The sequence below is a fragment of the Micromonospora sp. NPDC047670 genome, from assembly GCF_043204915.1.
Taxonomy (GTDB): Bacteria; Actinomycetota; Actinomycetes; order Mycobacteriales; family Micromonosporaceae; genus Micromonospora.
The window spans coordinates 307,453-319,561 of record NZ_JBIDDA010000006.1 but is presented as its reverse complement, the minus strand read 5'-3'; the positions used below and the strand labels follow the sequence as shown (position 1 = coordinate 319,561).

Annotated in this window: 12 protein-coding genes and 1 pseudogene; 6 read left to right on the top strand and 7 right to left on the bottom strand. The window is 75.4% G+C overall.

Translation table 11 applies throughout. From position 1 onward, the window contains the following. Positions 1-17 precede the first annotated feature (17 nt). The gene (locus ACGF7U_RS17625) at positions 18-320 is read right to left on the bottom strand and encodes a hypothetical protein (RefSeq protein WP_393107715.1); all 303 of its coding nucleotides are present in this window, start codon (positions 318-320) and stop codon (positions 18-20) included. Between the two features lie 37 nt (positions 321-357). Between ACGF7U_RS17625 and ACGF7U_RS17620 the strand changes: the two genes are divergently transcribed. The 4 genes from ACGF7U_RS17620 to ACGF7U_RS17605 all read left to right on the top strand — a co-directional run bounded on the left by ACGF7U_RS17620 (position 358) and on the right by ACGF7U_RS17605 (position 5,042). Then, on the top strand, positions 358-696 hold the full coding sequence (locus tag ACGF7U_RS17620; RefSeq protein ID WP_393107713.1) for a hypothetical protein: 339 nt from the start codon (positions 358-360) through the stop codon (positions 694-696). A gap of 102 nt (positions 697-798) precedes the next feature. Then, positions 799-1,929 (top strand): hypothetical protein, encoded by a 1,131-nt coding sequence (locus ACGF7U_RS17615; protein ID WP_393107711.1) that lies wholly within the window; start codon positions 799-801, stop codon positions 1,927-1,929. Further along, entirely contained in the window at positions 1,926-4,667 is a 2,742-nt protein-coding gene (locus tag ACGF7U_RS17610; RefSeq protein ID WP_393107709.1) for an AAA family ATPase, read from the top strand. Before ACGF7U_RS17615 ends, ACGF7U_RS17610 begins: the two co-directional genes overlap by 4 nt. 12 nt (positions 4,668-4,679) lie before the next feature. Next, entirely contained in the window at positions 4,680-5,042 is a 363-nt protein-coding gene (locus ACGF7U_RS17605) for a cupin domain-containing protein (RefSeq protein ID WP_393107707.1), read from the top strand. Here the strand turns inward: ACGF7U_RS17605 and ACGF7U_RS17600 are convergent. Together ACGF7U_RS17600 and ACGF7U_RS17595 are read right to left on the bottom strand one after the other, a co-directional pair. After that, complete coding sequence (locus ACGF7U_RS17600) at positions 5,011-5,367, bottom strand: DUF1330 domain-containing protein (RefSeq protein ID WP_393107705.1); 357 nt, start codon at positions 5,365-5,367, stop codon at positions 5,011-5,013. The genes ACGF7U_RS17605 and ACGF7U_RS17600 overlap by 32 nt on opposite strands. A gap of 68 nt (positions 5,368-5,435) precedes the next feature. After that, positions 5,436-5,804, bottom strand: coding sequence for a nuclear transport factor 2 family protein (locus tag ACGF7U_RS17595; protein ID WP_393107703.1), 369 nt, complete (start codon positions 5,802-5,804; stop codon positions 5,436-5,438). Between the two features lie 204 nt (positions 5,805-6,008). Between ACGF7U_RS17595 and ACGF7U_RS17590 the strand changes: the two genes are divergently transcribed. Beyond that, positions 6,009-6,599, top strand: coding sequence for a pyridoxamine 5'-phosphate oxidase family protein (locus ACGF7U_RS17590; RefSeq protein ID WP_393107701.1), 591 nt, complete (start codon positions 6,009-6,011; stop codon positions 6,597-6,599). A 62-nt stretch (positions 6,600-6,661) separates the two neighbouring features. Here ACGF7U_RS17590 and ACGF7U_RS17585 read toward each other — a convergent pair whose 3' ends face one another. Next, positions 6,662-8,143 (bottom strand): peptide MFS transporter, encoded by a 1,482-nt coding sequence (locus ACGF7U_RS17585; protein ID WP_393107699.1) that lies wholly within the window; start codon positions 8,141-8,143, stop codon positions 6,662-6,664. A gap of 221 nt (positions 8,144-8,364) precedes the next feature. On the opposite strand from ACGF7U_RS17585, the gene ACGF7U_RS17580 reads away from it, so the two are divergent. Then, positions 8,365-8,706: an RNA polymerase-binding protein RbpA gene (locus ACGF7U_RS17580; protein ID WP_046564157.1), complete on the top strand. Its 342-nt coding sequence runs from the start codon at positions 8,365-8,367 to the stop codon at positions 8,704-8,706. Between the two features lie 61 nt (positions 8,707-8,767). Here ACGF7U_RS17580 and ACGF7U_RS17575 read toward each other — a convergent pair whose 3' ends face one another. From ACGF7U_RS17575 to lnt, 3 genes and pseudogenes are all read right to left on the bottom strand, one after another. Next, positions 8,768-9,280, bottom strand: coding sequence for an FxsA family protein (locus ACGF7U_RS17575; RefSeq protein ID WP_393107697.1), 513 nt, complete (start codon positions 9,278-9,280; stop codon positions 8,768-8,770). 80 nt (positions 9,281-9,360) lie between these two features. Continuing rightward, on the bottom strand, positions 9,361-10,170 hold the full coding sequence (locus ACGF7U_RS17570; protein ID WP_393108002.1) for a polyprenol monophosphomannose synthase: 810 nt from the start codon (positions 10,168-10,170) through the stop codon (positions 9,361-9,363). Positions 10,171-10,179: 9 nt separating this feature from the next. Next, positions 10,180-11,873, bottom strand: a pseudogene (gene lnt / locus ACGF7U_RS17565) (apolipoprotein N-acyltransferase); the annotation flags it as partial. Positions 11,874-12,109: the final 236 nt, after the last annotated feature.

Below are 12,109 nucleotides of genomic sequence, written 5' to 3'. Positions count from 1 at the left end.
GTCGGCCGGGGAGTCGCTCACGCGGCCAGCATGGTCGCCACTGCGACGAGGATGGTGGGCAGTGCCACGACGGCGAGCGCGATGACGGCACAGCCTCCCTTGTCGACGTTGTCGTGCCGCCTGGCTGCCTCCACCTGGCCCCGCGCCCAATCGTCCGCTTCCTCGTCGATCTCCTTGTAGCAGGAAGCGCAGCACATGCTCGGCTGTGTGGTGTTCATGTGTCCGCAGCGGTTGCAGGGATACAGCACAGGACGTTCTCCTTCGCTGCCGCCGTTGCCAGGAACCGTTCCGGCCGGATCCGTGACCGGAGCGCCAAGCATAGTGACTCATCGATGCGTGGCCGGGGGTCGCGGATCAGTGGACACGGTCGATGGCGCGTATCGCGTCGCGCGGGCTGTCGAACGTCTCGGTGCCGACCTGGCTCGCGCGGTCGCCACCGGCGCGGCGCTGGGCCCGTGGGCGTACTCGCTGTGCCTGGCCGCGGGCGGGTTCGTCGCCTCCACCGCCGGCGACGGCGTCACCCAGCCCGACGGTGCGCTGACCGCGATCCGCTGGGGCTTCGGGCTGCTGCCCGCGGCGGCGATGCTCGTCGCGCTGCTGCCGCAACGCCGCTACACCCTAACCCGGCGGCCCGCACAGCCGACTGAGCAGCCCGGCCTGGCCGGCCCGCCGGCGGCGCGGCCGACCGCCCGGTGACAGCCACACCGGCGCGACCAACCCGGATCGGCCCCGGCGGGGGTCGGGGCGGGCGGGCGCTGCGGTGGCGACGGTCGGGCCCGGCAGTAGACTCCGCCCTCGATGGACGCCCAGCCCGCCCCCGCCGACACCCGCCCCTGCGCCCACTGCGGACGCGACGTGCCGCAGCGCGCCGGCGCGGGCCGGCCGTTCCGCTACTGCCGCGACAACGACGGTGCCTGCCAGCGGGCCTCGCGCAACAGCCGGATGCGTCACCGCAACGCCCCCGGCCTGCCCGGTCAGGTGGCCCGCACCTGGGAGGCCGTGGACCGGCTGGAGCAGGTCGCGGAGACCCTCGCCGAGGCCCTGCACGCCGAGCTGTCCCCGGTCGGGGTGGAACGCCAACTGGCGCAGGCCCGCGCCGACGCGGCGACCCAGGTCGCGGCGGCACAGACCGAGCGGGACGAGGCCCGCCGCGACGCCGAGGACGCCGCCGCGGCCGCCGTCCGCGCCCGCGAGCAGGCCCGGGCCGCCGCCGCCGAGCGCGACGCCGCCCGCGACGAGGCCCGCCGCGCCGCCGAGGAGGCCACGGCCGCGCGGGAGCGCGCCGAGCAGGCCGAGGCCGCCCGGGACGAGGCCCGCCGGCAGGCCAGCGCCGCGGAGGCGCTGCGCGCGCAGGCCGAACGCGACCGCGACGCGGCCCGCCACGAGCTGCGTGCCCTGCGCGTCGAGTTGGACGCCGAGCGCCGCCGCGCCGCCGAGGCGACCGGTGAGCGCGACACCGCCCGCGCCGACGCCGACCGGGCGGCCCGCGCCGCCGCCGAGGCGCTCGAGCGGGCGCAGCGCCTGCACGCCGACGCCGAGGCGGCGCGCGAGCATGCCGAGCGGACACGCGAACAGGCCGAGCGGGCACGCGCCGAGGCCGACGCGGCCCGGACGGCGACCGCCGAGGCGACGCGGGCCCGCGAGCAGGCCGAGGCGGCCCGCCGGGAGGCGGCGGCGCAGGCCGACCACGCCCGCGCGGAGCTGGCGGCGCTCGCCGGCCGGCACGACACGCTGGGGGCGGAGCTGGCCGCCGCCCGCGACGCCGCGAGCGCCACCGAGGGCCGGCTCGACGAGCTGGCGGTACGGCTGCGCGCCGCCGAGACCGACCGCGACGAGGCGCACCGGCGGGTGGCCCAGCTGGCCGAGCAGGTCAGCCACCTCGCCGCCGCCCTGTCCCGCCTCGGCCCCCGCGACGAAGCGGGCTCATGAGCGCGGCGCAGCTACACGGGCGCGAGCCCGAACAGGACGCGATCGCCGAACTGCTGGCGGGCGCCCGGGCGGGCAGCAGCTCCTCGCTGGTGCTGCGCGGGGAGCCGGGCATCGGCAAGACGGCGTTGCTCGAGCATGCCGCCGCGTCGGCCGGGAACATGCGGCTGCTGCGCGGTACGGGCGTCGAGGTCGAGGCGAAGCTGCCGTTCTCGGGACTGCAGTTGTTGCTGCGCCCGGCGCTCGGGTCCCTCGCCGCGCTGCCCGGCCCGCAACGCGCGGCGCTGCAGGCGGCGTTCGGGCTGGGGTCCGCGGCCGGCTGCGAGCCGATGCTGGTGGGACTGGCGGTGCTCTCCCTGCTGACGGAGCACGCCGACCGGACGGGGCTGCTGTGCCTCGTCGACGACGCGCAGTGGCTCGACCGGGCGTCGCGGGAGGCGCTGCTGTTCGCCGCCCGACGCCTGCACGCCGAGGGCGTGGTCATGATCTTCGCCGCCCGCGACGGCGAGGGAGCCTTCCCCGCCCCCGGCCTCGCGGAGTTGCGCCTGTCCGGGCTGGCCCCGCAGGCCGCCGCGGCCCTGCTCGACCGGCATCCGCTCGCGCCCGCCGTGCGCTACCGCCTGCTCGCCGAGGCCGACGGCAACCCGCTGGCCCTGTTGGAGCTGCCGGTCGCCCTGGCCGCCGAAGGCGGCAGCGTGTTCTCGCCGGGGGCGCTCCCCCTCACCGACCGCCTGCAACTGGCCTTCCACGGCCAGGTCAGCCGGATGCCGCAGTCCTGCCAGAGCCTGCTGCTCGTGGCGGCGGCCGACGAGACCGGCGAACTCGCCGTGATCCTGCGTGCCGCCGCCGCGCTGGGGGCGGGCGTCGACGACCTCTCCCCCGCCGAGCGGGCCGGCCTGGTGCTGCGCGGCGACGCCGACGGCACCACGATCCGCTTCCGCCACCCACTGATCCGCGCCGTCGTCTACCAGCGGGCGCCGCTCGGGCAACGCCTCGCCGTGCACCGCGCGCTCGCCGCGGCCCTCGGCTCGCCCGAGCACGCCGACCGCCGGGCCTGGCACCTGGCGGCCGCCGCCACCGGAGCCGACGAGGAGGCCGCCGCCGCGCTGGAACGCACCGCCGCCCGCGCCCGCGACCGCAGCGGCCACGAGGCGGCCGCGGCGGCGTACGAGCGGGCCGCCCGCCTGAGCGTCGAGCCCACCGCCAGGGCTCGCCGCGAGGCCCTGGCGGCGCAGGCGGCGCTGGAGGCGGGTGACCTGGAACGCGCCAGGGCGCTCGGCAGCCGCGCGGCCCGGCGGCTGGACGACGCCCCGGCGGCGGTGCGAGCGGGCGTCGCCCACGTGCGGGCGCTCGCCGACTTCTGGCAGGGCTCCTACCCCACCGCCCACCGGTTGCTCCTCGACGGCGCCGAGCTGATCCGCGACACCGATGCGGGCCGGGCCGCCGTGCTGCTGATCGAAGCCGTGCACACCTCCTGGTACCTGGGGGAACGGCCGCTCGCGGCAACGCTGGACCGGCTGGTCGCGCTGCCACTGGACGACGCGGACCCGCTCGCGCCGGTGGGGCGCCACCTCGTGCACCTCGACCCGCGCCGCGGCCAGCGACCGCCGCCGCTGGCCGACACCGTCGCGGCGGTGCGGCGCCGGGGCGGCGCCCCCGATGAGGTGTTGACGATCCTCTGCGGAGCGGCGCTCGCGTTGGGTCAGGACGCCGACGCCTACGAGCTGGCGACCGCGCTCGCCGCCGAGCACCGCGCCCGCGGCGGCGCCGGGCGGCTGCCGACGGTGCTGTTCTTCGCGGCCGAGGGCGAGGTGTTCGCCGGACGGCACCTGGACGCGCTCGCCACGGCGACCGAGGCCCTCAGGCTCGCCCGCGACACCGGGCAGCAGCAGTGGGTCAGCCAGTTCAGCAGCGTGCTCGCCCACCTCGACGCGGCCAGGGGCGACGAGGTGGCCTGCCGACGCCACGCCGAGCAGGGGCTGGCAGGGGCCACCGCCGGGGCCATCTCCCCCGGCGCCCCCTGGGCGCACTGGTCGCTCGGGCTGCTGGACCTCGGCCTGGGCCGCGCCGAGGCCGCGCTCGCCCGCTTCGAGCGCCTGACCCGCGAGCCCATGCGCCACCACATCTGCGCCACCCGTTCCATCCCGGACCTGGTGGAGTCGGCCGTGCGGGTGGGGACACCCGAACGCGCCGCCGGGCCCCTGGCGCGCCTGCAGCGGTGGGCCGGATCGGTACGGCAGCCGTGGGCCGACGCGCTCGTGCTGCGCTGCCGTGGGCTGCTCGCCACCGACGACCGGGCCGAGGCGTGCTACACGGCGGCCCTCGACCTGCACGACCGCGACGCCCGCCCGCTGGAGTACGCCAGGACCGCGCTGCTGCACGGCGAGTGGCTGCGCAGGGCACGGCGCAAGGCGGAGGCACGCGGGCCGTTGCACGACGCGCTGGAGGTCTTCGACCGGCTCGGCATGCGGCCGTGGGCCGAACGCGCCCGCGGCGAACTCACCGCAACCGGCGCCCAGGAGCAGGGTCCCGCGCCCGCCGAGGGCGTGGCCGCCGGCCTCACGCCGCAGGAACTGCAGATCGCCCGGCTCGCCGCGCAGGGCCTGTCCAACCGCGACATCGCCGCGCAGCTCTTCCTCAGCCACCGGACGGTCGGCTACCACCTCTACAAGGCCTATCCCAAGCTCGGCGTCGCCTCCCGCGGCGAGCTGAGGGATTTCGCCGACCGACTGGGCCTGTGAGATCTTGTCCGGATGACCATTCCGGAACAGGTGCTGCCCGGGCAGGTGCTCCCCGTGGACGTCGACGCGGTCCCGCCGGTGGAGCTGGGGCCCGGCGTGCACGTACGGCCGCTGCCGGGCATGCCGGGGATCAGGACGTGGGTGATCGACATCGCCCCGGGCGCACAGTGGCCGCAGCTCGACGTCCACGACACCTACGGCGAGGCGTACTTCGTCGTGCGCGGTGAGCTCATCGAGGGCGAGCGCACCCACGGACCGGGCACGTACGTGGCCTTCGGTCCGAAGACGAGCCACCGGCCCCGTACGGTGACCGGTGTGCGCGCCTTCGGCTTCAACTACGACGTCACCCCTGAGCGACGTCACCGCTCTTCCTGAGTTCGGCGGCCATCGCGGCGGAGTCGTGGTCGGGCCCGACACCGTCGACGATGATCACCTCGCCGTCCAGGTGCTCCGTGCGCAGCGGCAGGATCGCCTGGTAGGCCGGCGACTCGTACCAGTTGCGCGCGTGTTCCCCCGTCGGGAACTCGAGCATGACGACGCTGCCGGGCCACGAGCCCTCGCGGACGTCCACCGGTCCCCCGTGCACGACGAAGCGGCCGGCGAACGGGTCCAGCGTCGCCTGGATGCGCTCCAGGTACTCCAGCACCTGCGGGTGCAGCTCCTCCGAGTCACGAAGGTGTGCGATCACGTAGGCGGTCATGTTTTCCTCCCCATGTGGCATCGACGACGAGGGGCGGACCGGCCGGGCGGTCCGCCCCGGAGGTGTGCTCAGATCCCGGCCGGCACCTTGTCGAGGAAGCCGAGCACCTGGCGGATCCGCCCGTCGGCGCCGATGACCACGACGTCGAAGCCGATGACGACCGGCTCGCCGCCGGCGGGTCCCAGGTGCCACGTGAAGCGCGCGGTGTCGTGGTGGGCGTCGACGGCGCCGCCGAGGCTGAAGACCAGCCCGCCGAACTGCCCCTGGACCGCCGCGATGGTGGCGTCGAGCCCGTCGCGGCCCTGCACGGACACCAGCGGGTCGGTGTACGTCGCGTCCTCGACGAGGACCTCCGCCAGGACGGCCTGCCGCGCGGCGGCGTCGGTCTCGTTCCACGCGGCGAGGTAGCGCTGGACCAGCTCGTTCATGTCGCTCATGGCTGTCTCCTCAGTGGTCGTGCTCAGTGGTCGTGCTCCCTGATGACCACCACGTTAGGCAGGCGGCGACGACGGGGAATCTGACGTGCTTAGGTACTTTCGCGCACGCCTTCGGTACGCGAGCGCGCCCGGGGCAGCCCGACGGGTGGGACGGCACCGACACCGGGGCGGCGGTTACCGGCGCGGCGCGACGATGATGTCCGGGTGGGAAAGACACACGAACGCATCGAGGGCCGGCTGCGTACGTTCATCGAGCAGCAGCCGATGTTCTTCACCGCCACCGCCCCGCTGTCCGGCGACGGCACCATCAACCTGTCCCCGAAGGGCCTGCGCGGCTCCTGGGCGGTGCTCGACGCGCACACCGTGGCGTACCTGGACTTCGCGGGCAGCAACGCCGAGACGATCGCGCACCTGCGGGAGAACGGCCGGATCACGTTGATGTGGTGCGCGTTCCAGGGGCCGCCGAACATCGTGCGGGTGCACGGGCGCGGCGAGCCGGTGTTCCGCGACGATCCCCGCTGGCGGGAGCTGGTCGGGCACTTTCCCGACGTCGACACCAGCGCGCACGGCCTGCGGGCGGTCATCGTGGTGCGCGCCGAGCTGATCCGCGACACCTGCGGCTACGCGGTGCCGTTCATGACGTACGACGCCGACCGGGACCTGCACGGCAAGCGGTTCGCCCGGGAGGACGACGCGTCGCTGAGCGAATACTTCGCCGGCAAGGAGCACGTGGCCCGCAGCATCGACGGGCTGCCGGGCCTGCCGCTGCCGCTGCCGCCGACCCCGGCGGCCTGACCCCCCTGCCTGCCACGCCCGGACACGGCACGCGCCGCGCGCGTGCGGGCCGATTGGCCGGGTCAGTGGATGCCGGCCATCAGGCCCCGGATGCGCCGGGCGAACATCACCGCGCCGAGCCCGAGGGCCACCGAGGCGAGGCCGAAGGTGAGGAAATACGTCGGCTCGGGCCAGGTGTCGGCCAGCCGGGCCACCTGCCCGCCGATCGCGTCGCCGACGGCGGTGGCGAGGAACCACAGCCCCATCATCTGGCTGGCGTACTTCACCGGCGCCAGCTTGGTGGTGGCCGACAGGCCGACGGGGCTCAGCGACAGCTCGCCGGCGACCTGGATGGCGTACACGGCCACCAGCCACCACGGCGAGACCAGGTCGCCGCCGACGGCGGCCTGGGCGGCGGCGGCCATCAGCACGAACGACAGGCCGTTGAGCACCAGCCCGACGGCGAACTTCACCGGGGTGGAGACCCGGTGGCCCAGCCGCAGCCAGAGCAGCGCGAACAGCGGCGCCCCGACGATGATCAGGATCGGGTTGACCGACTGCAGCCACGAGGCGGGGAAGGTGAACCCGGCGACCTCGCGGTCGGTGTTGTCGGCGGCGAAGATGTTCAGCACCGACCCGGCCTGGTCGTAGATCAGCCAGAACGCGGCGGCGAAGACGAACAGCCACACGTACGCCTTCATCCGGCTGCGTTCGGTGGCGCTGAGCTCCCGGTCCACCATGATCCGCACGAAGTAGCCGATGGTGATCAGCACGGTGGCGGCGGCGAGCAGGTTGACCACGGTGTCGACGGTGAACGCCCCGGCCACGGCGAGGACGGCGACCACGAGCACGAGCAGGGCGGCGACCGCGCCGACGCGGGTCAGCGCGCGGCGCCGGTCGGCGCCGAGCAGCGGGTCGGCGGGGCGCGCGCCGGCGTCGCCGAGGTTGCGCCGGCCGAGCACGTACTGTAGGACGCCGACGGTCATGCCGATGGCGGCGGCCCCGAAGCCCAGATGCCAGTTGATCTTCTCGCCGAGGTATCCGGTGATCAGCGGCGCGATGAACGCGCCGAGGTTGATGCCCATGTAGAAGATCGAGAAGCCGGCGTCGCGGCGCGGGGAGTCCCGGTCGTAGAGGTCGCCGACCATCGTGGAGATGTTGGGCTTGAGCAGGCCCGTGCCGACGACGATCAGCGCCATGCCCGCGAAGACGCTCCACCGCGTCGGGATCGCCATCACGTAGTGCCCGGCGGCGATGACCACCCCGCCCCACAGCACGCTGCGCCGCGCGCCGATGAGCCGGTCGGCGACCCAGCCGCCCGGCAGCGCCATCAGGTAGACCATGGCGTTGTAGGTGCCGTAGACGGCGCTGGCGCTGGCCTCGCTCATCGCCTGCCCGTCGTCGGCCAGCGACGCGGTCAGGTACAGCACCAGGATCGCCCGCATGCCGTAGAAGCTGAACCGTTCCCACATCTCGGTGAGGAAGAGGGTGGACAGGGCCCGCGGGTGGCCGAAGAACGTCCGCCCGGAGGGCGCCCGGGACTGTACCGGCGCGTCACCGACCATCGCGACCTCCGCTCCACTCGGGCGGTTAACATCCCCGTTGGCAGCGGAAACACTCCACCCAACCGACCCGGCCCGGGACGACCCCGCCGGGCGGCTGGCATGGCCGGCTACCCTTGTGCAGGCTCGCCCGGCGGCGCGGCAGCGCCCCGGGCGGGAATGGCCCGGCGGGAACGGACCGTTACACAGAGAAGACCAGCACCACGAACGAGGGGAAGTCGATCATGGGCGAGCGTATGCTGCGCGGAAGCCGGCTGGGCGCGGTCAGCTACGAATCCGACCGCAACACCGAGCTCGCGCCGCGCCAGACCCGCGAGTACCTCTGCGCCAAGGGTCACCAGTTCGAGGTCCCGTTCGCCGTCGACGCCGAGGTCCCCACGACCTGGGAGTGCAAGTTCGACGGCAGCGTCGCCCGGCTGGTCGACGGCAGCGAGCCGGAGCAGAAGAAGGCCAAGCCGCCGCGCACGCACTGGGACATGCTGCTGGAGCGGCGCTCCATCGCCGAGTTGGAGGACATCCTGGCCGAGCGGCTGCAGGAGGTCCGCACCCGCCGCGGCCGCGCCTGAGCCGCACCGCGACACGACGGCGCCCCGGGAGCCAGGCTCCCGGGGCGCCGTCGTGTCCGCGTCAGTTGCGGCCGGGTTCGACGATCTCGCCCTCGATTGCGCGGCCCGCGTCGATGACGGTCGGCGGCTCGGGCGTCGGGTGCGGCGCACCCCGGCGCACCCGCACCCGACGGGGCCCGAACAGGTCACCGGCGAGCATCGAGGACACCCGGCGCTCCGCGGCACGCTGCACCCCGCCGCGGGCCAGGCGGCGCACCGGCGGCACCAGCAGCAACAACCCCACCAGGCCGCTCACCAGGCCCGGCACGGCCAGCAGCAGCGCGCCCAGCAGCCCGACCAGCCCGTCGGTGACCTGCCGGCCCGGCGGCTGGCCGGCCTCGGCGGAGGCCCGGAAGCCGCGCCAGGCACGCATCCCCTCCCGCCGCAGCAGCACCAGCCCCAGCAGCGACACCGCGAACACCACCAGCAGCGCCGAGCCGAACCCGATCGCCCGGCCCACCACGACGAACACCGCCAGCTCCAGCAGCACCGCCAGCAACAGGCCCAGCGGAACGTACCTCAGTCCTCGGCGCATCTCACCTCATCCGCCATCCGCGACGCCTGCGGTTGCGGTCGGTCCGCGCAGGCGTCGCCTCCAGCATGACACGCCCGGGCTCAGGGCCACCGCACCTGACCGGTGGGGGTGCCGTGCAGGCCCCGCCGCACCGCCGTACGCCGGTCCTGCACGCCCCACGCCGTGATCCGCCACAGCGCCTCAACGATGATCAACGGGCTCATCTTGCTGCTGCCGCGTTCCCGCTCGGCGAACGTGATCGGCACCTCGACGATGCGCGCCCCGGCCCGGTGCGCCAGCCGGGACAGCTCCACCTGGAACGAGTAGCCCTGCGAGCACACCGAATTGAGGTCGATCTCGTCGAGGGCCGACAACCGGTACACCCGGTAGCCGCCGGTGGCGTCGGACACCGGCATGCCCAGCGCCAGCCGCGCGTACAGGTTGCCGCAGCGCGACAGCAGCAGCCGCCGCAGCGGCCAGTTCACCAGCCGCGCGCCCCTGGTCCACCGGGAGCCGATCACCACGTCGGCGTCGCGGGCGGCCGTCAGCAGCGTGGGCAGGTCCTCCGGGGCGTGCGAGCCGTCGGCGTCCATCTCCACCACCGCGTCGAAGCCGCGCTCGCGGGCCCACGCGAAGCCCGCCAGGTACGCCGCGCCGAGGCCCTGCTTGCCCTCGCGGTGCAGCACGTGCACCCGCGGGTCGGCGGCGGCCAGGGCGTCGGCGAGCGCGCCGGTGCCGTCGGGGCTGTTGTCGTCGGCGACGAGGATCTCCACCGCCGGGGCGGCGCGGCGCACCCGCGCCACGATCCGCGCCACGTTGTCGGCCTCGTTGTAGGTCGGGATCACCACGAGCACCCGACCCACCCCCGGCTCAGCGGCGTGCGGTCCCCGGGTGTCGGTCGTCTGGCCCACCGTCGCTTCCCCCTCCGCCGGCGTACCGGCTGGTGTCATCCGGCGCGGTGCCGGCGGCGCAGCACGGCCGCGCCGAGCAGGGCCGCCACCGCCAGGGCGGCCAGCGCCACCTCCGGCCACAGGCCGACGCGGGTGGCCAGGGTGCGCCCGTCGTCCAGCCGCAGCTGCCGCACCACGACCGCTCGGGTGTTGAACCCGGTGGCGTCGCTTACCCGCCCGTGCGGGGCAACGAACCCGGACACTCCGACCGTGGATGCCATCAACGCCGGCCGGCCGTGCTCGACCGCGCGCAGCCGCACCATGGCCAACTGCTGGCGCGCCTCCGCCACGTCGAAGGTGGCGTTGTTGGTCTGCACCACCAGCAGCTGCGCCCCGCCGGTGACGGTGTCGCGGACCACCTCGTCGTAGGCGACCTCGAAGCAGATCACGTCGCCGAGCACGGCCGCGCCGGCGCGCAGCACGCCCGGCTCGGTGCCGGGCACGAAGTCGGCCCGCACCCGGTCGACCTGCTTGCTGACCATCCGCGCGAGGTCGCGCATCGGCACGTACTCGGCGAACGGCACCGGGTGCCGCTTGGTGTAGACCTGCCCCAGGTCGGGTCCGGCGCCGGGACGCCAGAGGATCCCGGCGTTGCGGACCTGACCGTCGTCGGGGCCGCGCAGCACCGCGCCGACGAGGATCGGGGCGCCGATCGCGTCGGCGGCCCGCGAGATCTGGGCGCCGGCGTCGGCGTCGCGCAACGGGTCGATGTCGCTGGAGTTCTCCGGCCACACCACCAGGTCCGGGCGGCGCTGGGAGCCGGCGGCCACCCGCTCGGCCAGCTCGACGGTGGCGTCGACGTGGTTGCCGAGCACCGCCTTGCGCTGGGCGTTGAAGTCCAGCCCCAGCCGCGGCACGTTGCCCTGCACGATCGCCACGGTGACGGTGTCGCCGTCCCCGGCGGCGGCCACCGGCACCAGCAACCCCGCGACGGGCACCGCGAGCGCCCCGGCGGTCAGCCCGGCCACCGGCACCCACCGGCGCGGCCCGTCCCACGCCCGCCACGCCGCCGTGGCGAGCAGCCCGCCGGTGAGCGCCACCGCGAAGGTCACCAGCGGCGCGCCGCCCAGCGCGGCCAGCCGCAGCAGCGGCGAGTCGCCCTGACTGAACGCCAACCGCCCCCAGGGGAACCCGCCGAACGGAGTGCGGTCGCGCAGCGCCTCCTGCCCCACCCACAGCACACCGGTCAGCGCCGGCCAGCCCCACCGGGCGCGCTCGGCCAGCGGGGTGGCGTACGCGCTCGCCGCGCCCAGCAGCGCCAGGTAGCCGGCCTGCAACAGCGACAGCAGCGCCCACGGCAGGTAGCCGGTGTGCAGGTTCGTCCAGCTCAGCAGCGGCGCGAACAGCGCCACCCCGGTCAGGAAGCCCAGCCCGGCGCCGGCGCGCACGCGGCGGCGGTGCGTCGCGGCGGCCAGCAGCGCCACACCGACCGGCGCGAGCGGCCACACCCCGTACGGGGGAAACGCCGCCAGCAACGCCAGACCGGCGGCCACGGCCATCGGCGCGGCCACCCGCAACGGCAGCGCGCGCGCCACGGCGTCGGGCACGCGCGGGGCGTCGGCGCGCGGCTGGCTGCTGTCCACGGTCGTCACGGGCACCTCACCTCGATCACGCGCCGAAGGCTACCCGGCGGTCGGCGCCGCACCGGCGTCGCCGGTGGTCACCGGGCGGGTGAAGCAGCCGAGGAACCGCTCGGCGACCTGCCGCTCGCCGCCGACGCGCAGTGCGCCGCGGCGCTGCGCCTCGGCGCGGGGCAGGTAGCCGTAGACCACCTCCAGCAGGGTGCGCGGGTCGGTGTCGACGACGGCGGCGCAGCGCTCCCCGCCGCCGCGGGTGATGCGCAGCCCGGCCGCGTCGGTGTCGGCGACGAACCGGTCGGCGCCCAGGCGCAGCCCCACCG

What these genes read in the sequence shown, in the direction of transcription:
- ACGF7U_RS17595 (WP_393107703.1), bottom strand. Translation starts at nt 5,804, where the DNA reads ATGAGCGACATGAACGAGCTGGTCCAGCGCTACCTCGCCGCGTGGAAC.
- ACGF7U_RS17600 (WP_393107705.1), bottom strand. Translation starts at nt 5,367, where the DNA reads ATGACCGCCTACGTGATCGCACACCTTCGTGACTCGGAGGAGCTGCAC.
- ACGF7U_RS17605 (WP_393107707.1), top strand. Translation starts at nt 4,680, where the DNA reads ATGACCATTCCGGAACAGGTGCTGCCCGGGCAGGTGCTCCCCGTGGAC.
- ACGF7U_RS17575 (WP_393107697.1), bottom strand. Translation starts at nt 9,280, where the DNA reads ATGCGCCGAGGACTGAGGTACGTTCCGCTGGGCCTGTTGCTGGCGGTG.
- ACGF7U_RS17585 (WP_393107699.1), bottom strand. Translation starts at nt 8,143, where the DNA reads ATGGTCGGTGACGCGCCGGTACAGTCCCGGGCGCCCTCCGGGCGGACG.
- ACGF7U_RS17615 (WP_393107711.1), top strand. Translation starts at nt 799, where the DNA reads ATGGACGCCCAGCCCGCCCCCGCCGACACCCGCCCCTGCGCCCACTGC.
- ACGF7U_RS17625 (WP_393107715.1), bottom strand. Translation starts at nt 320, where the DNA reads ATGCTTGGCGCTCCGGTCACGGATCCGGCCGGAACGGTTCCTGGCAAC.
- ACGF7U_RS17580 (WP_046564157.1), top strand. Translation starts at nt 8,365, where the DNA reads ATGGGCGAGCGTATGCTGCGCGGAAGCCGGCTGGGCGCGGTCAGCTAC.
- ACGF7U_RS17610 (WP_393107709.1), top strand. Translation starts at nt 1,926, where the DNA reads ATGAGCGCGGCGCAGCTACACGGGCGCGAGCCCGAACAGGACGCGATC.